This window comes from Pseudomonas sp. FeS53a (assembly GCF_000931385.1).
Taxonomy (GTDB): Bacteria; Pseudomonadota; Gammaproteobacteria; order Pseudomonadales; family Pseudomonadaceae; genus Metapseudomonas; species Metapseudomonas otitidis.
Window position 1 is genome coordinate 34,911 of the sequence record NZ_JYFT01000064.1, and the last position, 22,637, is coordinate 57,547.

Genomic DNA, 22,637 nt, shown 5'->3' on the forward strand with positions numbered 1-22,637 from the left:
TGTAAGAGTTATTTTCTATTGTTTTGTTACGGTTAATAAATTGGTTCTCTTGCTGATGGCATTCTAATCTTTCCTCCATCGCCGGCACGGGCCGGTGACGACCTGATAAGGAGCGATCACAGATGAGCCAGAAGCCCACGACCCCCGCCCAAGCCAAGTGCCCCTTTTCCGGTGGCGGTGCGCAGCATTCCGCCGGCGGTGGTACGTCCAACCGCGACTGGTGGCCTAACCAGCTGAACCTGAAGATCCTGCACCAGCACTCCAGCCTGTCCGATCCCCTGGACAGCGGCTTCGATTACGCCGAAGCCTTCAAGAGCCTCGACCTGCAGGCCCTCAAGCGTGACCTCCACGCCCTCATGACCGATTCCCAGGACTGGTGGCCCGCCGACTTCGGCCACTACGGTCCGCTGTTCATCCGCATGGCCTGGCACAGCGCCGGCACCTACCGTACGGCAGACGGCCGCGGCGGCGCGGGCACCGGCAACCAGCGTTTCGCCCCGCTCAACAGCTGGCCGGACAACGTCAACCTCGACAAGGCCCGCCGCCTGCTGTGGCCGATCAAGCAGAAATACGGCCAGAAGATCTCCTGGGCCGACCTGATGATCCTGACCGGCAACGTCGCCCTCGAGTCCATGGGCTTCAAGACCTTCGGTTTCGCCGGCGGCCGCCGCGATATCTGGGAGCCGGAAGAGGACATCTACTGGGGTTCCGAGCGCGAGTGGCTGGCCACCAGCGAGAAGCCCAACAGCCGCTACAGCGGTGACCGTGACCTGGAGAACCCGCTGGCTGCCGTGCAGATGGGCCTGATCTACGTGAACCCGGAAGGCCCGGACGGCAACCCCGACCCGATTGCCGCAGCCCGTGACATCCGCGAAACCTTCGCCCGCATGGCCATGGACGACGAGGAGACCGTCGCCCTGATCGCCGGCGGCCACACCTTCGGCAAGACCCACGGTGCCGGCGACGCCGCCCATGTGGGGGCTGACCCGGAAACCGCCAGCATCGAAGCCCAGGGCCTCGGTTGGCACAGCAGTTTCGGCAGCGGCAAGGGCTCGGACACCATCACCAGTGGCCTCGAAGTCACCTGGACCCAGACCCCGGCCCAGTGGAGCCACTACTTCTTCGAGAACCTGTTCAAGTACGACTGGGAACTGACCAAGAGCCCCGCCGGTGCCCACCAGTGGGTGGCCAAGGGCGCTGATGCGGTCATCCCGGATGCACACGACCCGTCGAAGATGCACCGCCCGACCATGCTCACCACCGACCTGTCGCTGCGCCTGGACCCGGCCTACGAGAAGATCTCCCGCCGCTTCCTGGCGGATCCGCAGGCCTTCGCCGACGCCTTCGCCCGCGCCTGGTTCAAGCTCACCCACCGCGACATGGGCCCGCGTGCCCGCTACCTTGGTCCGGAAGTCCCGGCTGAAGAGCTGATCTGGCAAGACCCGATCCCGGCCGTCGACCACCCGCTGGTGGACGCACAGGACATCGCCCAGCTCAAGGCACGCATCCAGGCCTCCGGCCTCTCGGTCAGCGAGCTGGTGTCCACCGCCTGGGCCTCGGCCTCCACCTACCGCGGTTCCGACATGCGCGGCGGCGCCAACGGTGCCCGCATCCGCCTGGCACCGCAGAAGGACTGGGAAGCCAACCAGCCCGCGCAACTGGCTCGCGTGCTCGGCGTGCTGGAAGGCATCCAGGCCGACTTCAACCGCTCGCAAGCCGGTGGCAAGAAGGTCTCCCTGGCCGACCTGATCGTCCTCGCCGGTGGCGTGGGCATCGAGCAGGCTGCCAAGGCCGCCGGGCAGGCCCTGGAAGTGCCCTTCACCCCGGGCCGCATGGACGCCTCCCAGGAGCAGACCGACGTCGAGTCCTTCGCCGTGCTGGAACCCCTGGCCGACGGCTTCCGCAACTACCAGAAGGCGCGCTTCACCGTGACCGCCGAGGAGATGCTGGTGGACCGTGCCCAGCTGCTGACCCTCACCGCCCCGGAAATGACCGTACTGGTCGGCGGTCTGCGGGTACTGGGTGCCAACGTCGGGCAGACCGCCCACGGTGTGCTGACCCAGCGCCCCGGGACGCTCAGCAACGACTTCTTCGCCAACCTGCTGGACATGGGGACGGCGTGGAAGCCCACCAGCGAAGCCGCTGAGCTGTTCGAAGGCCGTGACCGCAGCAGCGGCGCCCTGAAGTGGACCGCCACCCGCGTCGACCTGGTGTTCGGTTCCAACTCGCAGCTGCGCGCCATCGCCGAGGTCTACGCCAGCGCCGACGCCCAGGCGAAGTTCACCCAGGACTTCGTCGCCGCCTGGATCAAGGTGATGAACCTCGACCGCTTCGACCTGGCCTGATCCACCGCTCCACGAAAAAGCCCCGCATCTGCGGGGCTTTTTCGTATCAGGCGCGGTCGCGCTCCAGCAACGGCTTGAGGAAGTGCCCGGTGTGGGACTGCGGCATCGCCGCCACCTCCTCCGGCGTACCGGTGGCGATGATCTGGCCGCCCTTGGAACCGCCTTCCGGGCCCAGGTCCACCAGCCAGTCGGCGGTCTTGATCACGTCCAGGTTGTGCTCGATGACCACCACCGTGTTGCCGTGGTCCCGCAGCCGGTGCAGCACGTCCAGCAGCTGCTGGATGTCGGCGAAGTGCAGGCCCGTGGTGGGCTCGTCGAGGATGTACAGCGTCTTGCCGGTGTCGCGCTTGGACAGCTCGCGGGACAGCTTCACCCGCTGTGCCTCACCGCCGGAGAGGGTGGTCGCCGACTGCCCCAGGCGGATGTACGAGAGGCCCACGTCCATCAGCGTCTGCAGCTTGCGGGCGATGGCCGGCACGGCATCGAAGAACTGGCGCGCCTCCTCGATGGTCATGTCCAGCACCTCGGTGATGCTGCGGCCCTTGTACTTCACCTCCAGGGTTTCGCGGTTGTAGCGCTTGCCCTTGCACACGTCGCACGGCACGTAGATGTCCGGCAGGAAGTGCATCTCCACCTTGATCACGCCATCGCCCTGGCAGGCCTCGCAGCGGCCACCCTTCACGTTGAAGGAGAAGCGGCCCGGCCCGTAGCCCCGCGAGCGGGACTCCGGTACGCCGGCGAACAGCTCGCGGATCGGCGTGAACAGCCCGGTGTAGGTCGCCGGGTTGGAACGCGGCGTACGGCCGATGGGGCTCTGGTCGATGTCCACCACCTTGTCCAGGTGCTGCAGCCCGTCGAAGCTGTCGTGGGGGGCTGCCTCCAGGGTGGTCGCACCGTTCAGCGCCGTCGCGGTGATGGGGAACAGGGTGTTGTTGATCAGCGTCGACTTGCCCGAACCGGACACACCGGTGATGCAGGTCAGCAGGCCGACCGGAATCTCCAGGTCGACGTTGCGCAGGTTGTTGCCGCGCGCGCCCTTGAGCTTCAGCGATTTCTTCTTGTCGCGGGGCGTGCGGGTGGCCGGCACCTCGATCTTCACCCGACCCGACAGGTACTTGCCGGTGAGCGAATCCGGGTGGGCCATCACCTCGTCCGGCGTGCCCTCGGCGACGATCCGGCCGCCATGCACGCCGGCACCCGGGCCGATGTCCACCACATAGTCGGCCAGGCGGATGGCGTCCTCGTCGTGCTCCACCACTATCACCGTGTTGCCCAGGTTGCGCAGGTGGGTGAGGGTGGCCAGCAGGCGCTCGTTGTCACGCTGGTGCAGGCCGATGGACGGCTCGTCGAGGATGTACATCACCCCCACCAGGCCGGCACCGATCTGGCTGGCCAGGCGGATGCGCTGGGCCTCGCCACCGGAGAGGGTGTCGGCGCTGCGGTCCAGGGTCAGGTAGTCCAGGCCGACGTTCACCAGGAACTGCAGGCGCTCGCGGATCTCCTTGAGGATCTTCGCCGCGATCTCGCCCTTGCGCCCCGGCAGCTCCAGCACGCCGAAGTAGTCCGAGGCCTCGCCCACCGGCAGGCCGGTCACTGCCGGCAGCGTCTTCTCGCCGACCCACACATGGCGCGCCTCGCGGCGCAGGCGGGTGCCCCGGCAATCCGGGCAGGGCTGGGTGCTGAGGAACTTCGCCAGCTCCTCGCGCACGGTGTTGGATTCGGTCTCGCGGTAGCGCCGCTCCAGGTTCGGGACGATGCCCTCGAAGGGGTGGGAGCGCTTGACGATGTCGCCACGGTCGTTGAGGTAGCGGAAGTCCACGTCCTCGCGGCCACTGCCCTGCAGGATCACCCGCTGGTGCTCCGGCGCCAGGTCGTCGAACGGCTCCTCCAGGCTGAAGCCATAGTGCGCGGCCAGGGAGCCGAGCATCTGGAAGTAATAGACGTTGCGCCGGTCCCAGCCGCGGATCGCGCCTTCGGCCAGGGTCAGCTCGCCGTTGACCAGGCGCTTGGCATCGAAGAACTGCTTAACCCCCAGGCCATCGCAGGTCGGGCAGGCACCGGCCGGGTTGTTGAAGGAGAACAGCTTGGGTTCCAGCTCGCTGATGGAGTGGCCGCAATGGGGGCAGGCGAAGCGCGCGGAGAAGATGATCTCCTCGCCCGGCTCGTCGTCCATCGGCGCCACCAGCGCAATGCCGTCGGCGAGGTTGATCGCCGTCTCGAAGGATTCCGCCAGGCGCTGCTGCAGATCGCCGCGCACCTTGAAGCGGTCCACCACCACATCGATGGAGTGCTTCTTCTGCTTGTCCAGCTTGGGCAGCTCGTCCAGCTCGTAGAGGCGGCCGTTGACCCGTGCGCGGACGAAGCCCTGGGCGCGCAGTTCGTCGAACACCGCCAGGTGCTCGCCCTTGCGCTCGCGGATCACCGGCGCCAGCAGCATCAGCTTGCGGCCCTCGGGCATGGCCAGCACCTGGTCGACCATCTGGCTCACGGTCTGCGCCTCCAGCGGCACATCGTGGTCCGGGCAGCGCGGCGTACCGGCGCGGGCGTAGAGCAGGCGCAGGTAGTCGTAGATCTCGGTGATGGTGCCCACCGTGGAACGGGGGTTGTGGCTGGTGGATTTCTGCTCGATGGAGATGGCCGGCGACAGCCCCTCGATGGTGTCCACATCGGGCTTTTCCATCATCGACAGGAACTGCCGGGCATAGGCCGACAGCGATTCCACATAGCGCCGCTGGCCCTCGGCGTAGAGCGTGTCGAACGCCAGGGACGACTTGCCCGAACCGGACAGCCCGGTGATCACGATCAGCTTGTCGCGGGGGAGGGTGAGGTCGACGTTCTTCAGGTTGTGGGTACGTGCCCCACGGATGAGTATCTGGTCCACAGCGGCCTCGCATGGCGAGCGGAAAACGCCCGAGTATACGGGTGCCCCCAGGGGCGCGGCAAAGCGGCACGGCAGTGTCCTGACGGGCCGGGACTGCTAGAATGCGCCGCATTTTTCCGGCGCAGGCAGCAGCCGCGCACCCGGGGACCGGGTGCCAGCGCCCGACGCGGGGCATGACGCATTCCCGCACTTCCTGTCACGAGGCATCTATGCACGATCCCCATTCCGAACGCATGAGCGGTCGCGAGACCCGCGCCGCCGGTGGCCTGGCGCTGGTGTTCGCCTTCCGCATGCTCGGCATGTTCATGGTATTGCCGGTCCTGGCCACCTACGGCCAGGACCTGGCCGGCGCCACCCCGGCGCTGATCGGCCTGGCCATCGGCGCCTACGGCCTGACCCAGGCGGTGCTGCAGATCCCCTTCGGCATCGTCTCCGACCGCATCGGCCGCCTGCCGGTGATCTACATCGGCCTGCTGATCTTCGCCGCCGGTGCCGTGCTGGCGGCCAACGCCGACTCCATCTGGGGCGTCATCGCCGGGCGCGTCCTGCAGGGGGCCGGGGCCATCTCCGCTGCGGTCATGGCGCTGCTCTCCGACCTCACGCGCGAGCAGCACCGCACCAAGGCCATGGCCATGATCGGCATGAGCATCGGCGTCTCCTTCGCCGTCGCCATGGTGGTCGGCCCCCTGGTCACCCGCGCCTTCGGCCTGGCCGGGCTGTTCTGGATCACCGCCGCCATGGCCCTGGTCGGCATCCTGATCATCGCCCTGTTCGTCCCCCGGGCCGCCTCGCCGCTGCAGCACCGCGAGTCCGGCGTGGCCCGCCAGGCGCTGCTGCCGACCCTCAGGCACCCCGACCTGCTGCGCCTGGACTTCGGCATCCTCGCCCTGCACGCCGTGCTCATGGCCAGCTTCGTCGCCCTGCCGCTGGCGCTGGTGGAGAAGGCCGGCCTGCCCAAGGAGCAGCACTGGTGGGTCTACCTCACCGCGCTGCTGGTGGGGTTCTTCGGCATGGTCCCGTTCATCATCTACGCCGAGAAGAAGCGCCAGATGAAGCGTGTGCTGATCGGCGCCGTCAGCGTACTGGCCGCCTGCGAACTGTTCTTCTGGGCCTTCGGCGACACCCTGAGCGCCCTGGTCATCGGCACCATCGTCTTCTTCACCGCCTTCAACCTGCTGGAGGCCTCGCTGCCCTCGCTGATCAGCAAGGTCGCCCCGGCCGGCGGCAAGGGCACCGCCATGGGCGTCTACTCCACCAGCCAGTTCCTCGGCGCCGCCCTCGGCGGCATCCTCGGCGGCTGGTTGTTCCAGCATGGCGGCCTGTCCGTCGTGTTCATCGGATGTGCGGCGCTCTGTGCGATTTGGGTCGCCATTGCTGTTACTATGCGCGAACCTCCGTACGTGACCAGCCTGCGCCAGCCGCTCGATGCAGCGGCCCTCGGCGATGCGACGCTGGTCCCGCGTTTGCTGGCTTTGCCCGGAGTGGCGGATGCCGTGGTGGTGGTCGAAGAAGCCGCCATCTATATCAAAGTGGATACCGAAAAACTGGACCGCACGTCCCTGGAGCGCCTGATCAAGCCGGCGCCCGAACGTGCTGAAGCCTAGGAGAACGTTATGGCCCGTGGGGTTAACAAAGTCATTCTGGTCGGCAACGTCGGCGGCGACCCTGAAGTCCGCTACATGCCCAACGGCAACGCCGTGACCAACATCACCCTGGCCACCAGCGAGAGCTGGAAGGACAAGCAGACCGGCCAGCAGCAGGAACGCACCGAGTGGCACCGCGTGGTGTTCTTCGGCCGCCTCGCCGAGATCGCCGGCGAATACCTGCGCAAGGGTTCCCAGGTCTACGTCGAGGGCAGCCTGCGCACCCGCAAGTGGCAGGGTCAGGACGGCCAGGACCGCTACACCACCGAAATCGTCGTGGACATCAACGGCCAGATGCAACTGCTCGGCGGCCGTCCCGGCAGCGATGGCGATTCCGCCCCGCGCGCCCCGCGTCCGCAGCGCGAGCCGCAGCAGTCCGCCCCGCGCGAGTCCCGCCCGGCTCCGCAACCGGCCGCCCAGCCGGCCCCGGACTACGACAGCTTCGACGACGACATCCCGTTCTGAGTCGAGCCGTCCGGCACAGACAAAGGCGCAGCCCCCAGGCTGCGCCTTTTTCGTTTCAGGAGGATGAAAAGCGGCGCCTGCCGAAGCGGTTATCCACAGCCGTTCGTCGTCTTTCGGAGAGGCCTGCAGCCCGCGTGGGACGGGACTTTGTGAATGCAAAATCACATTCAGGCCGGGCTCTGGACGCTGGCAAACCGCCTCTATAGGCTTGCCCACCATTCCATCGACCGCCCTCCCGGAACCCACCATGAAACTCAACGGACTGACCGCCGTTCTGCTTCTGGCCGGCCTGCCCCTGTGCAGCATCGCCAGCCCCTACCAGACCCTCGCCCGTGACGCGGAAAGCAGTGCCCGCTGGGGCCTGCTCGGCAGTGCCGCCGAGCAGTACCGCGCCATCCTCGCCGACCCAAGCCTGAGCGCCAGCCACCCCCGCGCGCGCCTGGCCCTGGCCAAGGTCTATGCCGACGCCCTCGACTACCCGGCCGCCAAGGCCGAGCTGGCGCGGCTCAAGCAGGACGCCCCCGACTCCGCGGAGGCCAAGGAAGGCGCCAAGCTGGCCAAGCGCATCGCCAAGAAGCTCAAGACCCACACCTTCGGCGGCCGCGTCGCCGTGGCCCGGGTGCATGACACCGACACCGCCAACGCCAGTGCCGGCATGACCCAGGACCCCTCGTTCGATGACGAGGACGACGAGGACATGGACGACATGGCCTTCGAAGACGACGACAGCCTCGACGACCTGCTCGACGACATCGACCTGGACGAGGACGACCTGGCCGACGACGGCGAGGAAGACGACGACACCGCGCCCACCCCGGTCGCCAAGCCCAAGTCCACCGTCCACGACAACCGCTGGCAGGCCGCCGGCAGCCTGCGCTACGGCTACGGCTTCGACGACCGTGGCAGCCGCTGGAACCTCGGCGCCAACATCGCCCAGGCCCGCCAGGACGACCGCGACGAACTCAACCGGCAGACCTGGGCGGTCTCCACCGGCCCCACCTTCGTCATCCCGGCCTGGCGCCTGAAGATCAACGCCGCCGTCACCTACCTGCAGCTCTACAAGGACCACCAGTACGACCTCTCCAGCACCATCTGGTCCCTGGGCGCCAGCCACAAGCTGAACCGCGTGCTGGAGCTGTACACCCGCTACAACTATGAGAACCGTGGCCTGGAGAACGACAGCCCGCTGGATATCGAAGTCGACACCTTCAAGGTCGGCACCCGCTTCAAGCCCACCGGCAAGGACAGCTTCGACCTCAGCTACTCGCCCAAGGTGGAAGACAACGACAAGCGCAACAAGGACAAGGAGCAGGAAGGCTGGAAGATCAGCTACGCCCGCAAACTGCCCTGGGACAGCTTCGCCAGCGTCGCCTACAGCCGCCGTCACACCGACTTCAAGCACGACCCCACCGGCAAGGAAGAGGACGAGACCAAGCACGTCGTCACCCTCGGTCACAAGCTCACCAAGGACCTGGTGATGACCGTCAGCTACGAGCACAAGGACAAGGACTCCAACCTGCCCGGTCGTGACAAGAACAACGAAAGCACCTCCCTCGGCCTGAGCTACAAATTCTGACCGAAAGCGGCTCGCCGCCCCTCGCGGGCGCGGGCCGCACTGGCGCGCCGGGCCTGCCGCTTGCGCCACCAGATGACCACGCCGGTGACGCTCAGCCCGGCGATGGCCAGCCCCAGCAGCGCGATCACGATGCGCCCCGGCAACCCCGCGATGCGCCCACCGTGGATCGGTGCCTGCAGCCGGTAGAAGCGTTCACCCGGCGTGCCGCGCCCGGCGACCTCCGCGCCGATCAGGCGGCCGTCGGCCCCATCGAAGAACAGCCATGACTTCTCCAGCGGGTTGGCGTCGTGACCGCCGAACCCTGCCCCGAAGAAGTTGTACTCGACGCTGTAGTACAGCTCGCCGATGCCCCCCTCGATGCCCTGCCGCGCGCCTTCCGCCTGCGCCAGCCGGTACACCTGCTGGTAGTCCAGGCGCGTCTCCCCCAGTGCCTCGCGGGGCATCTGGCTGCGCTGCTGGTAGGTGCTCGGTGGCGCCTCGGAGAACAGCGACACCACCGGCTTGAACACCTGCTCCGGCAGGTTCATCGCCACGCTGCTCACCGCCACCGGCAGGAGCAGCAGCCACAGCCAGAGCCCGCCGGCGCGGTGCTGGTCGAGGGTGCGCCGGTAGCGTCCGGCGCCGCGCTTCAGCGTCCAGGCCGTCCACCATTTCTTCAGGAAGGGCCGCCCACGGGGCAGGGTCAGCCAGGCGCCGGCGAAGCAGTCGATGACCCAGAGGATCGCCACCAGCCCCATCAGGATCAGCCCCCAGTTGCCCGGCAGCGCCAGGGTGTAGTGGAACTCCAGCAGAAAGGGGATGAGGTTCTGCGCCTGCAGGCAGCAGGCGCCCCACTGGCGCATGCCCAGCTCGGCGCCGCTCACCGGGTCCAGGTAGATCACCCGGTGGTGCAGGTCGTAGGGCGCACCGGTGGCCGGGTCGGTACGGGGCACCGCCGCCATCAGCGCCGAGTGGCCGGCTTCGTCCGGCACCTCCATGTACCAGACCTGCAGGCGCGGCTCAGCCTGCTCGATGCGCTGCACCAGCTCGCCCGGTGACAGCAGCGGCCCCCGTGCGGGCGCGTGGTAGAAGGCCGGGTTCAGCCATTCATCGATCTCGTGCTGGAAGGCCAGCAGGCTGCCGGTGAGCCCGGCGAGGGCCAGGAACAGCGCCGTGGCCAGGCCGAGGTAGCGGTGCAGCAGGACGATAAGGGGGCGCATGGGCGCGTTCCTGTGGCAAGTCTGTCACGCACATGAACGAGGCCGCCCCGGCGCCGGGGCGGCCTCGTCCAGGCGCCGGTCAGAACTGGTAGCTGAGGGTGGCGGTGACGTTGCGCTGCTCGCCGAAGTAGCAGAAGTCCAGGCTGTAGCACGAGGCCACGTAGTCCTCGTCCAGCAGGTTGTTGGCGTTCAGCGCCAGGTCCATCCCGGGCAGGCCCACCTTGCCCAGGTCGAAGCCGATCAGCGCATCCACCAGCGTGTAGGACGGCACGTGCAGCGTGTTGGCACGGTCCGCCCAGCTGCGGCCCACGTAACGTGCCCCCAGCCCGGTGCGCAGGCCGTCCAGCGCACCGGCGTCGAAGCGGTACTCACCCCAGATCGAGGCCATGTGCTTCGGCGCCTGGTTCGGCGTGTTGCCCCGGGAGCCGTCCAGCGCCTGGGTGTAGGTGATGTCGGTGTAGGTGTAGCTGGCCAGCAGGCGCAGGCGTTCGCTCAGCTGGGCATTGGCCTCCAGCTCCAGGCCCTGGGAGCGTACCTCGCCCACCGACTCGTAGTAGCTGTACTGCGGCAGCTTCGACGCCACGTTCTGCTGGACGATGTGGAACAGCGAGGCGGTGTACAGGCTGTTGCTGCCCGGCGGCTGGAACTTCACCCCGGCCTCCCACTGGGTGCCCTCGGTGGGCTCCAGCGGCTTGCCGCCGGCGTCGGAATAGGCGTTGGGGTTGAACGACTCGGAGTAGCTGACGAAGGGCGCCACGCCGTTGTCGAACAGGTACAGCACCCCCGCGCGACCGGTGAAGCGGCGCCAGTCGGCCTCGCTCCTGGTTCCGCTGGTGCGGTTCTCGTCGGAGACCGACACCCAGTCCTGGCGCATGCCCAGGGAGAAGCGCCAGCGGTCCAGGTCGATCAGGTCCTGCACGTACAGGCCGGTCTGCTCCAGGCGGCGGGTGTGGTTGTCCGGGTACAGGGTGCCCAGCGTCGCGTTGCCGTAGACGGGGTTGAACGCATCCAGCGGCGAGACGCTGGCCGAGGTCCAGTCCACGCGCGTCTTGCGATTCTGGTAGTCGAGGCCGGTGAGCAGGGTGTGGCGCGCGCTGCCGGTGTCGAATTCGGCCTGCAGCATGTTGTCGACGATGTAGGCCCGCAGCTTCTCGCTGGCGCCGGAGTAGTAGCGGGTCAGGGTGTTGGCCGCCGGTGCTGTCCACTGGTAGCCGTAGACCTGAGACAGGTCCACGCTGGCGTCCAGCACCCGCAGGTTCTGCCGCGCGCTCCAGACGTCGTTGAAACGGTGTTCCAGCTGGTAGCCGGCCATCCGCTGGGTGCGGTCGAAGTCGTCCAGCCCCGGCTCGCCGTCGAAGAAGTTGCGGTCGATGCGCCGGCCGTTGTGGGGGTGCAGCGCCCCGTCGGCCGGCACGCCGCTGTGGTAGCCGCCGTTGGGGTCGTGCTGCAGGTAGCCCAGCAGGGTCAGCGAGGTGTCCTCGTTGAAGTCGATGGAGAGGGACGGCGCGATGGCGTAGCGCTCCTCGCGGGCGTGGTCGAACTGGGTGTCGCTGCCCTTGCCCAGGCCCACCACGCGGTAGGCGATGTGCTGCTCCTCGTCCAGCGGGCCGCTGAAATCGAAGCCCAGGCTCTTCTGGTTCATGTTGCCCACCGAGGCCTGCACCTGGTGGTAGGGCGTGTAGAGCGGCTTCTTGCTGGTCAGCGCCACCAGGCCGCCCGGCAGGCTGCGGCCGTAGAGCACGGACGACGGACCCTTGAGCACGTCGATGCGTTCGAGGAAGTACGGGTCCACCTGCAGCGAGCTGAAGGTGCCGCTGTCGCCCATGGTCTTCAGGCCGTCGAGGAAGACGTTGTCCACGCTGTTGTCGGCGAAGCCGCGCATCACGATGTAGTCGTAGCGGTTCGAGGCGCCCACCTGGCCGGTGAAGATGCCGGGGGTGTAGCGCACCGCCTGCTGCACGGTCTTCGAGCCCTGGTCGTCGATCTGCTCGCGGGTCACCACCGACACGCTCTGCACGGTTTCCAGCAGCGGCTTGCTGGTCTTGGTCGCCACGTGGCTGTGGGTCGCCTGGTAGCCCTCGGCGCTGCCCAGGGCATTGCCCAGCGCGAACACCTGGGTGCTGCCCAGTTCCAGCGCCGCATCCGAGGGCGCCTCGCGCAGCACGAAGCGGCCATCCCCCAGGGGCTCGGCCTGCAGCGGCGTGCCTTGCAGCAGGCGGGCGAGCCCTTCCTCCACCCCGAAGTGGCCCGACAGCCCCGCGCTGTTCAGGCCCTGGGTCTGCTCCGGCGTCGCCGACAGGCTGATGCCCGCCTCGCGGGCGAAGCGGTTGAGCGCCTCGGCCAGCGGGCCGGCGGGAATCGCATAGCCCTGGCTGGCGCTGGCCTGGGCGGTCTGCGCCGAGGCACTGGCGGGCAGCAGGGGCGTGGCGAGGGCGGCGGCGATCAGGGCGCCGCGAACGGCAAGGGCAAGGCGGGTAGGGCAGGAAGCGCGCATGGCAGGGTCCGTGATTGGCAAGGTGAATGGGTGTTATTCCCATTGCCGGGCTTCGCCGGAAAACCCGCCAAAAAAATTCGCAGGGATCATCGGGCGGCTGATCCGCTCAGGCCCGCGCCTCCACCGTCACCCACCAGCGGGTTCGGTAGCGCAGCTGCACGGGCAGCGTCTGTGGCAGCAGTGCCAGCAGCCGCTCGGTGTCGTCCAGCCGGTAGACCCCGGACAGCCGCAGGTCGGCCACGGCCTCGCTGCAGGCCAGGCGGCCGGGGCGGTAGCGGGCCACCTCCGCGACGAAATCCCCCAGCCGCACATCGCGGGTGACGATCAGCCCATCCGCCCAGGCTCCCGGCTCCATGGCCGGCGGCGGCAGCTCGCGGACCTCGCCGGCACGGACTTCGACGGTGCGCCCAGCCCCCACCGTGCGGCCCCCGGTGCCGCTGTGCAGCACCTCCACCTCGCCGCCCAGCACGCAGAGGCGCAGCGCCCCTGCGTCCAGCCGGGCGACGAAGCGCGCTGCCCGGGTACGCAGCCAGCCCTGTGCGCTGCGCAGGTGCAACGCTTCTGCCTGGGGCGCTGCCTCCAGCAGGATCTCGCCTCGGCGCAGGTGCACCTGGCGCTGGCCCGCCGTCATGCGCAGGTCCACCACCGAGTCGGTGTTCAGCAGCAGGCGGCTGCCATCGGCCAGGCGCTGGCCGTGGCGTTCGCCCGTGGCGGTGGCCAGGTCCGCGGTCAGGCGCTCCCAGGGCGTCAGGTCGCGGCTCAGCCAGAGCGCCGCGCCCCCCACGGCCGCCCCGGACAGCAGCTTCAGCGCCTGGCGCCGGCGCAGGCCGGCACGGGCGTCTTCCAGCACCTGGCGCGACTGCGGCAGGGCGCGCAGGCCGACACCCAGTTCCTGGTCCAGCTGTTGCACCCGCTGCCAGGCCAGTTCGTGGCTGGCGTGCTGGTTGCGCCAGTGCTCGCAGGCCTGCAGCGCGCCGGTGTCGGGCTGGCCGCGCAGGCGCAGCATCCAGGCGATGGCCTGGCGCACCACCTGCTCGTCGGGTTGAGCGGGGCGCGGGGTCATTCGGCGAACCGCAGCTGGTAGCAATGGAACAGCGCATCGGCCACGTAGCGCTCCACCGAGCGCAGGGAGATGCCCATGCGCTCGGCCACCTCGCGGTGGCTCAGCCCCTCGCACTGGGCCAGCAGGAAGGCCGTGCGGACCTTGGGCTTGAGGCGGTCCAGCAGCGCCGCGATCTGCTCCAGCAGCTCCAGGACCAGCTCGCGGGTCTCGGGGGAGGGCGCCTCGGCCTCCGGCACCTGGGCCAGGGTCTCGCGGTAGGCCCGCTCCAGCTCCTCGCGACGCCAGTGGTCGATCACCAGCCCACGGGCCACGGTGCGCAGGAAGGCGCGCGGGGTGTGCAGCTCCAGCGCCTCGCCCCTGCCCAGCAGGCGCAGGAAGGTGTCCTGCGCCAGGTCGGCGGCATCCGCCGCGTTGCCCAGCTTGCTGCGCAGCCAGGCCTTCAGCCAGCCGTGGTGCTCGCTGTACAACGCCTGGATCGAAAGGGAAGAGGCCATGGGGTCACCGCGAGAAGCAGTATCAAATGAAAATTGATCGCATTTTCTCGGCGGCGAGGGGTTTTGGCAATAACCCGCCCTGGGGGCGTTGAGGTGCGCCTGGTGGCGCTGGCGCGCGGACGAAAAAAAGGGCGGCCCTGCACGCAGGGCCGCCCTAAATCACGGAGTTGCTTACATCGCGTGGCCGCGATGACTTGCGGCCACCGGTATTGGATTACTTCTCCAGGATTGCAGTCACACCCTGACCGCCCGCCGCGCAGATGGAAATCAGCCCGCGGCCCTGGCCCGCCGCGTCCAGCAGCTTGGCGAGGTTGGCGACGATGCGACCACCGGTCGCCGCGAAGGGATGGCCGGCGGCCAGGGAGCTGCCCTTGACGTTCATCTTGCTGCGGTCGATGGCGCCCAGCGGCTGCTCCAGGCCGAGGCGGGTCTTGCAGTACTCGGCGTCTTCCCAGGCCTTGAGGGTGCACAGCACCTGGGCGGCGAAGGCCTCGTGGATCTCGTAGTAGTCGAAGTCCTGCAGGGTCAGCCCGTTGCGTGCCAGCAGGCGCGGCACGGCGTAGACCGGCGCCATCAGCAGGCCTTCCTTGCCGCTGACGAAGTCCACCGCAGCGGCTTCGCCGTCCTTGAAGTAGGCGAGGATCGGAAGGCCGCGCGCCTTGGCCCACTCCTCGCTGGCCAGCAGCACCACCGAGGCGCCGTCGGTCAGCGGGGTGGAGTTGGCGGCGGTGAGGGTGCCGCGCGGGCCGCGCTCGAACACCGTCTTCAGGGTGCCGAGCTTCTCCAGGTTGATGTCCGCCCGCAGGTTCTGGTCGCGGGTCAGGCCGAGGAAGGGGGTCATCAGGTCGTTGTGCCAGCCCTCGGCATAGGCCGCCGCCAGCTTCTGGTGGCTGGCCACGGCGAGCTTGTCCTGCTCGTCGCGGGGGATGGCCCAGGTCTGCGCCATCAGCTCGCAGGACTCGCCCATGGACAGCCCCGTGCGCGGTTCGCCGTTACGCGGGATGTGCGGCGCCAGGTGGCGCGGGCGCACCTTGAGCAGGGTCTTGATCTTGTCGGCGGTGGTCTTGCCGCGGTTGGCCTCCAGGAGGATCTTGCGCAGCTCCTCGTGCACGCCGATGGGGGCGTCGGAGGTGGTGTCCACGCCACCGGCGATGCCGCTCTCGATCTGCCCCAGGGCGATCTTGTTGGCCACCAGGATGGCCGCTTCCAGGCCGGTGCCGCAGGCCTGCTGGAGGTCGTAGGCGCTGGTTTCCGGCGCCAGGCGCGAGCCGAGCACGCATTCGCGGGCCAGGTTGAAGTCCCGGGAGTGCTTGAGCACCGCCCCGGCGACGAATTCGCCGATGCGCTCGCCGTGCAGGTTGTAGCGCTCCACCAGGCCTTCCAGCGCGCTGGTCAGCATCTGCTGGTTGGTGGCGGTGGCGTACACCGTGTTGGAACGGGCGAACGGAATGCGGTTGCCGCCGACGATGGCGACCCGGCGCAGCTGGGTCATGGGTGACTCCTTGCCTGGGGAAATGGATGCGGGGTGCAGCAGGTGGGCACAAGACTAGCCGCCAGGCCATCCCTCGCATTGGCCGCCTTGCCGGCGCGGCGGGCAACGCGGTCAATTGCGGGCCGGCGCTGTCTGCGTAGAGTGGCCCCACTTCTTATGCGTGCAGGAGCCTGCCCCCATGTCCGACCGTTATCTCGCCTTCGCCAACTCCACCACCGGCCGACGCCTGGTCGGCGCCCTCGGCCTGCCCGCGCCGCTGCGCCTGGAGCGCTGGACCGCAGGGCGCGTGCGGCCGGTGGACGGTGCCCTGCTGCTGGGCGGCGAGGGGGCCCTGGCCGACGCCGCCAGCGCCGTGCTGAACAAGCTCACCGACCAGTCCTTCGCCGCCGAGGAAGGCCGCTTCGGCCTGCCGCGCTGGACCGCCGAGCACGGGCCCAAGCTCAAGGCCCTGGTGTTCGACGCCAGCGGGCTGACCCGCTTCGAGCAACTGATCGAGCTGCGCAACTTCTTCCAGCCCACCTTCAAGGGCCTGGGCAAATGCCCGCGCGTGGTGGTGCTGGGGCGCCCGCCGGAAAGCCTCAAGGACCCGATCGCCGCCAGCGTGCAGCGCTCCCTGGAGGGCTTCACCCGTTCCCTGGGCAAGGAGATCCGCCGGGGCGGCAGCGTGCAACTGGTGTACGTCGGCAAGGGCGCCGAGGACCAGCTCGAAGGCGCGCTGCGCTTCTTCCTCTCGCCCAAGAGCGCCTACGTCTCGGCCCAGGTGCTGCGGCTCGCCGCCAGCAGCGCCCAGGTCAAGGACTGGAGCCGTCCCCTCGGCGGCCAGCGCGCGCTGGTCACCGGGGCCTCGCGGGGCATCGGCGCGGCCATCGCCGAGACCCTCGCCCGGGACGGTGCGGAGGTGGTGCTGCTGGACGTGCCCCAGGCCAAGGACGCCCTCGAAGCCCTGGCCGCCCGCCTAGGCGGCCGCGCGGTGGCCCTGGACATCTGCGCCGAGGACGCCCCCGCGCGCCTGGTGGAGGCGCTGCCCGACGGGTTGGACATCGTCGTGCACAACGCCGGCATCACCCGTGACAAGACCCTGGCGAAGATGAGCGAAGCCTTCTGGGACTCGGTGATCAACGTCAACCTCAAGGCCCCCCAGGTGCTGACCCAGGCCCTGCTGGACGCCGGCAAGCTGCACGACAACGGCCGCGTGGTGCTGATCGCCTCCATCAGCGGCATCGCCGGAAACCTCGGGCAGAGCAACTACGCGGTGAGCAAGGCCGGCGTCATCGGCCTGGCCCAGGCCTGGGCCCCGGCGCTGGCCAAGCGCGGCATCACCATCAACGCCGTGGCGCCCGGCTTCATCGAAACCCAGATGACCGCCGCCATCCCGCTGACCATCCGCGAAGCCGGCCGGCGCATGAACTCCATGAGCCAGGGCGGCCTGCCCCAGGACGTGGCCGAAGCCGTGGCCTGGTTCGCCCAGCCCAGCTCCGGTGGCCTCACCGGCCAGGTGATGCGGGTCTGCGGGCAGAGCCTGCTGGGCGCCTGACCCGCCGGCGGCCGCTTCAGGCCGCCTGTGCCGCCAGCGCCGCGCCCCGCTGGGCGTAGCGCTCGGCCATCACCGAGCAGACGATCAGCTGCATCTGGTGGTACAGCATGATCGGCAGCAGGATCAGCCCCAGCGCGGGGTTGGCGCCGAAGATGATCCCCGCCATCGGCGCGCCGGCGGCGAGGGATTTCTTGGTGGCGCAGAACACTGCCGCAATCTCGTCCTCATGGCTGAAATCCATCGCCCGTGCCGCGCGGGTGGTGGACCAGAGCATCAGCGCCAGCACCAGCGCACTGCCGATGAAGGCGATGGCCAGGGTCTCCGGCCCTTGCTGCTGCCAGATGCCGGCGGCCACCGAATCGCTGAACGAGGCGAACACCAGCAGCAGGATCACCAGCTTGTCGAACACCGAGGTGTAGCGCTTGTAGCGGGCGAAGAAGCGCCCCCACAGCGGGCGCAGCCCCTGGCCCAGCACCAGCGGCAGGAGCAGCAGCAGGCTCAGGTCCAGCAGCGTCTTGCCCAGGTCCATGCCGCCGTTGGCATCGGCCACCAGGCTCACCAGCCAGGGCGTGATGAACACCCCCAGCAGGCTCGACAGGCTGGCGTTGAGGATCGCCGCCGGCACGTTGCCGCCGGCGCTGCCGGTCAGCGCCACCGACGAGGAGATGGTCGAGGGCAGCGCGCACAGATAGAAGAAGCCCAGCATCAGCGCCGTCGGCAGGCGGGTGCCCAGCAGGCGGTCCGCCGCCAGCCACAGCAGCGGAAAGGCCGCGAAGGTGAACAGCTGCACCATCAGGTGCAGGCGCCAGTTGCCCAGCCCCTTGCGGATCTGCTCGGTGGAGAGGTTGATGCCGTGCAGGAAGAACACCAGGAACACCCCGGCGTTGATCAGGTTCTCCGCGTGCAGGAGGCCGCCGTGGCGGCCCACGTTGGGGAACAGCCAGGCCAGCGCCACGGCCAGCAGCATGCCGCCGAGGAACCAGTCGGTGACCAGGCGCTTGAGGGGTTTGAGGGCAGACATCGGGGCCTCCGGGGCAGCGGGGGATTGAGGCGGCAGGGTAGCGGGGGCAGAATCCGACCGTCTAACGACAAAGGATCAATCCATGTCGACAAACGGACAGCAGYGCGGCCCCGCCCGGCTGATCCCCACCCTCGATGCCCTGCCGCGCCCGCTCTACGCCCGGGCGGAAAGCCTGCGCGCCGGCTCCTGGACGCCGCGCCACCGCCACGACTGGGTGCAGTTCTCCTACGCCATCAGCGGCGTGCTCGGCGTGCACACCGCCGACGGCAGCTTCTTCGCCCCGCCGCACTGGGCCGTGTGGGTGCCGGCCGGGCTGGAGCACGAGGTGGTCAGCTCCATGCACGCCGAGATGCGCAGCCTCTACGTGCGCCGCGATGCCTGCGCCTGGGCGCCGGAGCAGTGCCGCGTGCTGGAAGTGACGCCGCTGGCCCGCGAGCTGATCAAGGCTTTCTGCCTGCTGCCGGTGGAGTACCCCGAGGGCGACAGCGCCGAGGCGCGCCTGGTGGCGGTGCTGCTGGACCAGCTACGGGCCCTGCCCGAGGCCGGCTTCTCCCTGCCGATGCCGGCCGACGGCCGCCTGCGAGTGCTCTGCGACGAACTGGCCGCGCAGCCCGACCTGGCCCTCGGCCTGGGGGACTGGGCAGCCCGGCTCAACACCTCGGAGAAGACCCTGAGCCGCGCCTTCCTGCGGGAGACCGGCCTGAGCTTCCGCCAGTGGCGCCAGCGCCTGCGCCTGCTCGCCGCGCTGCAGCCGCTGGAGGGCGGCGCCAGCGTCACCGAAGTGGCCCTGGCCAGCGGCTACGAATCCCCCTCGGCGTTCATCGCCGCCTTTCGCGGGCTGTTCGGCGTCACCCCCGGCGAACTGTTCCGCTGAGCCGCCCGGCGCCCGCCGGGTGGCTAAGCTGAAGCGGTCAAGACCGCGATACAGGGACCGATCATGCTGCGACTGCTCGGCCGGCTGGTGCTGCTCCTGCTGCTGGGGAGCAGCACCTGCCAGGCCGCCGAACCGCTGGAGTTCTCCACCGCCGAAGCCCGCTGGCTGCAGGAGCACGGGCGCATCCGCGTGGGCCTGGAGCGCAAGGGCTGGCCACCGTTCGACCTGATGGGCGAGGACGGCAGCTACCAGGGCATCAGCGCCGACTTCCTGCGCCTGCTCGGCGAGCGCCTCGGGCTCGGCGTGGAGCCGGTCTACTTCGACGACTGGCCCCAGGCCCGCGAAGCCCTGCGCCGGGGCGAGGTGGACGTGGTGCCGTCGGCGGCCAAGACCCCGGAGCGGGAGCGCTGGATGGCCTTCAGCGACCCCTACCTGACCACCACCAGCCTGATCTACTCCCGCCGCGAAACGCCCTACCGCAGCCTGGAGGAACTGGCCGGGCGGCGCGTGGCCGTGGAGCGCGGCTACGCCATGGAAGACCGCCTGCGCCAGCGCAGCCGCGACCTGCAACTGGTGGAGACGAGCGACACCGAGGCCGCCCTGCGGGCACTCTCCTCCGGCCGGGCCGATGCCTACGTCGGCAACATGATGGCGGCCGGCTACCTGATCCACCGGCTCAACCTGAGCAACCTGGAGGTCAGCGGCGATCCCGGCCTGGCCGGCAGTGCCCTGCACTTCGCCGTGCTCCGCGAGCAGGCGATGCTCGCCGAGCTGCTCGACCATGCCTTGGCCAGCGTCACCAACAGCGAGCGCGAGGCCATCCTGGCGCGCTGGCTGCCCCCCGCCGACAGCGTGGACTGGCACGAGCTACTGGCCCTGGGCTGGCCCTACGGGCTCGCCGTGCTGGTGCTGGTGACCTTCGTGCTGGTGTGGAACCGCCGCCTGGCGGTGCAGGTGGTGGAACGCCAGCGCGCCGAAGCCGAGGCCCAGCGCCAGCGCAGCACCCTGCAGGCGCTGGTGGACGCCATCCCCGACCCGATCTGGTTCAAGGACACCGGCGGCCGCTACCTCGGCGCCAACCAGGCCTTCGCCGAACTGATCGGCCAGGACCTCGACGGCCTGGTGGGGCACACCGATGCCGAGCTGCTGCCCACTGAACGTGCCCGCCTGCGGCTGATCCAGGACCAGGCCGCGCTGGCCATGAGCCGGCCCATGGAAAGCGAGGACTGGGTGCTCCAGCGCGACGGCCGCAAGCTGCTCTACGCCACCGTGCGCGCCACCTTCGACGATGAAGACGGGCACCTGCTGGGGCTGGTGGGCGTGAGCCGCGACGTCACCGCGCGCAAGCAGAGCGAAGAGGCCCTGGAGCGCGCCAAGGAACTGGCCGAAGAGGCCGCGCGGCTGAAGGCGGACTTCCTCGCCAACATGAGCCACGAGATCCGCACGCCGATGAACGCCATCGTCGGCATGACCCACCTGGCCCTGCGTGCCGGCCCCGAACCGCGCCAGCGCGACTACCTGGAGAAGATCCGCCAGGCCAGCCAGCACCTGATGGGGCTGATCAACGACATCCTCGACTTCTCCCGCATCGAGGCCGGCAAGCTGGAGGTGGAGCAGATCGACTTCGACCTCACCCTGGTGCTGGAAAACCTCGCCGCCCTGGTGGGCGAACGGGCGGCTGACAAAGGGCTGGAACTCATCTTCCGCATCGACCCGCAGGTGCCCCGGCACCTGGTGGGCGACCCGCTGCGCATCGGCCAGATCCTGATCAACTTCGCCAACAACGCGGTCAAGTTCACCGAGCGCGGCGAAGTGGAAGTGGCCGTGCGCGGTGAGCCGCGCGCCGGCGGCTGGCTGCTGCAGCTCTCGGTGCGCGACACCGGCATCGGCCTGGACGCCGCCCAGCAGGCGCGGCTGTTCGAGTCCTTCCAGCAGGCCGACACCTCCACCACGCGGCGCTACGGCGGCTCCGGCCTCGGCCTGGCCATCTGCCGGCGCCTGGCCGAAGCCATGGGTGGTGATGTGGGCGTGGACAGCCAGCCCGGCGAGGGCAGCCTGTTCTGGTGCCGTCTGCTGCTGCCCATCGCCCCCGAACAGCCCCAGCCGGACCTGCTGCGCCCCGACCTGCTCGGCCTGCGTGCCCTGGTGGTGGATGACAACCCCAGCGCCCGGCGCGCCGCCAGCGACCTGCTGGCCAGCCTGGCGCTGCGGGCCGAGCACTGTGGCGACGGCGAAGCCGCCCTGGCCCGCCTGCAGGAGGCCGATGCCCAGGGCAACCCGTTCAGCCTGGTGATACTCGACCGCCATATGCCCGGGCTCGACGGCCTGGAGACCGCCCGGCGCCTGGCGGCCCTGCCCCTGGGCAAGACACCGTGGGTGCTGCTCGCCAGTACGACAGGGGAGGGCGAGCCCAGCGTCGACGTCATCGACCAGTACCTGGAAAAGCCCCTCACCCTGCCGCGCCTGCTGCACGCCATCCACGCCTGCCAGCTGCAGCGCCAGGCCGCCGCGCCGCGCAGCGAGGCGACCCACATGCCGCAGTTCGACGGCCAGCGCGTGCTGCTGGTGGAGGACCACCCGCTCAACCGCGAGGTGGCCGGCGAGCTGCTGGAGATGGCCAACCTCCAGGTGGACCTGGCGGAGAACGGCCTCGACGCCCTCGACCGCCTGCGCTGGCAGCCCGACGGCCACTACGCGCTGGTGCTGATGGACATGCAGATGCCGGTGCTCGACGGCCTGGAGGCCACCCGCCGGCTGCGCCAGGAAGGGCGCTTCGCCCGCCTGCCGATCATCGCCATGACCGCCAACGCCCTGGCCGACGACCGCGAGCGCTGCCTGGCGGCCGGCATGAACGACCACATCGCCAAGCCCATCGAGCCCCGCGAACTGTGGGGCACCCTGTCGCGCTGGCTCGGCCCCCGTCCGGCCGCCGCGCCCCCCGTGGCGCCACCGCTGCCGGCCTGGCACCTGCCGGGGGTCGACATCGCCGACGGGATACGCCGCGCCCTGGGCCGCGAGGACGCCTACCGCCGGCTCCTGGTGCGCTTCGCCGAGGGCCAGCGCGACTGGAGCCAGCGCCTGCGTGCAGCCCTGGCCAGCGGCCAGCGCAGCCAGGCCGAACGCCAGGCCCACGACCTGCGCGGCCTGTCCGGCAGCCTCGGGGCCCATGGGCTCAAGGCCCAGGCCGCCACCCTCGAACAGGCCCTGGCCGATGCGGCGGAGCCGGAGCGCATCGAACTGCTGCTGACCGAGCTGGAACCGCCACTGCTGGCGCTGGTCGGAGCCATCGAGGCCCAGCAGCGCGAGGCCGCTGCGCCGCCCCCGGCAGCCGCCGACGACAGCGCCGCGCTGGCGCGCACCTGCCGCCAGCTCGCCCGCCTGCTGGAGGAGGACGACCCACGGGCCGCGCGGCTGCTCGACGAGCAGGCCGGAATGCTGCGCAGCGCCTTTAATGAAGGCTACGGGGCCCTGGAATCGGCCGTGCGGGCCTATGACTTCGAGACAGCGCACCAAGCGCTGCGCGCGCTGGCCGACCAGCGCGAAATCACGTTATGAC

General features: G+C 69.5%; 14 protein-coding genes. 7 read left to right on the forward strand and 7 right to left on the reverse strand.

The window, feature by feature from the left end; genetic code table 11:
- Window positions 1-122 precede the first annotated feature (122 nt).
- Window positions 123-2,345, forward strand: a complete 2,223-nt coding sequence (katG, locus tag SZ55_RS20945; protein ID WP_044411063.1) for a catalase/peroxidase HPI — start codon at window positions 123-125, stop codon at window positions 2,343-2,345.
- Window positions 2,346-2,391: 46 nt separating this feature from the next.
- Here the strand turns inward: katG and uvrA are convergent, their stop codons facing one another.
- A complete protein-coding gene (gene uvrA / locus SZ55_RS20950) occupies window positions 2,392-5,226 on the reverse strand; it encodes an excinuclease ABC subunit UvrA (RefSeq protein ID WP_044411066.1) in 2,835 nt (944 codons plus the stop codon).
- A gap of 209 nt (window positions 5,227-5,435) precedes the next feature.
- On the opposite strand from uvrA, the gene SZ55_RS20955 reads away from it, so the two are divergent.
- The 3 genes from SZ55_RS20955 (at window position 5,436) to SZ55_RS27165 (ending at window position 8,910) form a co-directional block, all read left to right on the forward strand.
- On the forward strand, window positions 5,436-6,830 hold the full coding sequence (locus tag SZ55_RS20955; protein WP_044411068.1) for an MFS transporter: 1,395 nt from the start codon (window positions 5,436-5,438) through the stop codon (window positions 6,828-6,830).
- 9 nt (window positions 6,831-6,839) lie between these two features.
- Complete coding sequence (locus SZ55_RS20960) at window positions 6,840-7,334, forward strand: single-stranded DNA-binding protein (protein WP_044411072.1); 495 nt, start codon at window positions 6,840-6,842, stop codon at window positions 7,332-7,334.
- Between the two features lie 247 nt (window positions 7,335-7,581).
- Window positions 7,582-8,910 carry a hypothetical protein gene (locus SZ55_RS27165; protein WP_052807637.1) on the forward strand — a complete coding sequence of 443 codons (1,329 nt, stop codon included), beginning with the start codon at window positions 7,582-7,584 and terminating at the stop codon, window positions 8,908-8,910.
- Here SZ55_RS27165 and SZ55_RS20970 read toward each other — a convergent pair.
- The 5 genes from SZ55_RS20970 to SZ55_RS20990 all read right to left on the reverse strand — a co-directional run bounded on the left by SZ55_RS20970 (window position 8,898) and on the right by SZ55_RS20990 (window position 15,652).
- Window positions 8,898-10,109, reverse strand: coding sequence for a PepSY-associated TM helix domain-containing protein (locus SZ55_RS20970; RefSeq protein WP_044411074.1), 1,212 nt, complete (start codon window positions 10,107-10,109; stop codon window positions 8,898-8,900). The genes SZ55_RS27165 and SZ55_RS20970 overlap by 13 nt on opposite strands.
- A 79-nt stretch (window positions 10,110-10,188) precedes the next feature.
- Window positions 10,189-12,603 carry a TonB-dependent siderophore receptor gene (locus SZ55_RS20975; protein ID WP_044411076.1) on the reverse strand — a complete coding sequence of 805 codons (2,415 nt, stop codon included), beginning with the start codon at window positions 12,601-12,603 and terminating at the stop codon, window positions 10,189-10,191.
- A 106-nt stretch (window positions 12,604-12,709) separates the two neighbouring features.
- Window positions 12,710-13,666 (reverse strand): FecR domain-containing protein, encoded by a 957-nt coding sequence (locus SZ55_RS20980; RefSeq protein WP_044411078.1) that lies wholly within the window; start codon window positions 13,664-13,666, stop codon window positions 12,710-12,712.
- Window positions 13,663-14,160: a sigma-70 family RNA polymerase sigma factor gene (locus SZ55_RS20985; RefSeq protein ID WP_044411081.1), complete on the reverse strand. Its 498-nt coding sequence runs from the start codon at window positions 14,158-14,160 to the stop codon at window positions 13,663-13,665. The genes SZ55_RS20980 and SZ55_RS20985 overlap by 4 nt, the downstream gene beginning before the upstream one ends.
- A gap of 214 nt (window positions 14,161-14,374) precedes the next feature.
- Window positions 14,375-15,652 carry an acetyl-CoA C-acetyltransferase gene (locus tag SZ55_RS20990; RefSeq protein WP_044411084.1) on the reverse strand — a complete coding sequence of 426 codons (1,278 nt, stop codon included), beginning with the start codon at window positions 15,650-15,652 and terminating at the stop codon, window positions 14,375-14,377.
- Window positions 15,653-15,830: 178 nt separating this feature from the next.
- Between SZ55_RS20990 and SZ55_RS20995 the strand changes: the two genes are divergently transcribed.
- Window positions 15,831-17,186, forward strand: a complete 1,356-nt coding sequence (locus tag SZ55_RS20995; protein WP_044411092.1) for a 3-oxoacyl-ACP reductase — start codon at window positions 15,831-15,833, stop codon at window positions 17,184-17,186.
- A 16-nt stretch (window positions 17,187-17,202) separates the two neighbouring features.
- Here the strand turns inward: SZ55_RS20995 and SZ55_RS21000 are convergent, their stop codons facing one another.
- A complete protein-coding gene (locus tag SZ55_RS21000; protein ID WP_044411094.1) occupies window positions 17,203-18,207 on the reverse strand; it encodes a bile acid:sodium symporter family protein in 1,005 nt (334 codons plus the stop codon).
- Between the two features lie 82 nt (window positions 18,208-18,289).
- Here SZ55_RS21000 and SZ55_RS21005 point away from each other — a divergent pair, with 82 nt between their 5' ends.
- On the forward strand, window positions 18,290-19,081 hold the full coding sequence (locus SZ55_RS21005; protein WP_044411096.1) for an AraC family transcriptional regulator: 792 nt from the start codon (window positions 18,290-18,292) through the stop codon (window positions 19,079-19,081).
- 63 nt (window positions 19,082-19,144) lie between these two features.
- Window positions 19,145-22,636, forward strand: coding sequence for a response regulator (locus tag SZ55_RS21010; RefSeq protein WP_044411098.1), 3,492 nt, complete (start codon window positions 19,145-19,147; stop codon window positions 22,634-22,636).
- Window position 22,637 lies beyond the last annotated feature (1 nt).

What these genes read in the sequence shown, in the direction of transcription:
- katG (WP_044411063.1), top strand. Translation starts at nt 123, where the DNA reads ATGAGCCAGAAGCCCACGACCCCCGCCCAAGCCAAGTGCCCCTTTTCC.
- SZ55_RS20955 (WP_044411068.1), top strand. Translation starts at nt 5,436, where the DNA reads ATGCACGATCCCCATTCCGAACGCATGAGCGGTCGCGAGACCCGCGCC.
- SZ55_RS20960 (WP_044411072.1), top strand. Translation starts at nt 6,840, where the DNA reads ATGGCCCGTGGGGTTAACAAAGTCATTCTGGTCGGCAACGTCGGCGGC.
- SZ55_RS27165 (WP_052807637.1), top strand. Translation starts at nt 7,582, where the DNA reads ATGAAACTCAACGGACTGACCGCCGTTCTGCTTCTGGCCGGCCTGCCC.
- SZ55_RS20970 (WP_044411074.1), bottom strand. Translation starts at nt 10,109, where the DNA reads ATGCGCCCCCTTATCGTCCTGCTGCACCGCTACCTCGGCCTGGCCACG.
- SZ55_RS20975 (WP_044411076.1), bottom strand. Translation starts at nt 12,603, where the DNA reads ATGCGCGCTTCCTGCCCTACCCGCCTTGCCCTTGCCGTTCGCGGCGCC.
- SZ55_RS20980 (WP_044411078.1), bottom strand. Translation starts at nt 13,666, where the DNA reads ATGACCCCGCGCCCCGCTCAACCCGACGAGCAGGTGGTGCGCCAGGCC.
- SZ55_RS20985 (WP_044411081.1), bottom strand. Translation starts at nt 14,160, where the DNA reads ATGGCCTCTTCCCTTTCGATCCAGGCGTTGTACAGCGAGCACCACGGC.
- SZ55_RS20990 (WP_044411084.1), bottom strand. Translation starts at nt 15,652, where the DNA reads ATGACCCAGCTGCGCCGGGTCGCCATCGTCGGCGGCAACCGCATTCCG.
- SZ55_RS20995 (WP_044411092.1), top strand. Translation starts at nt 15,831, where the DNA reads ATGTCCGACCGTTATCTCGCCTTCGCCAACTCCACCACCGGCCGACGC.
- SZ55_RS21000 (WP_044411094.1), bottom strand. Translation starts at nt 18,207, where the DNA reads ATGTCTGCCCTCAAACCCCTCAAGCGCCTGGTCACCGACTGGTTCCTC.
- SZ55_RS21010 (WP_044411098.1), top strand. Translation starts at nt 19,145, where the DNA reads ATGCTGCGACTGCTCGGCCGGCTGGTGCTGCTCCTGCTGCTGGGGAGC.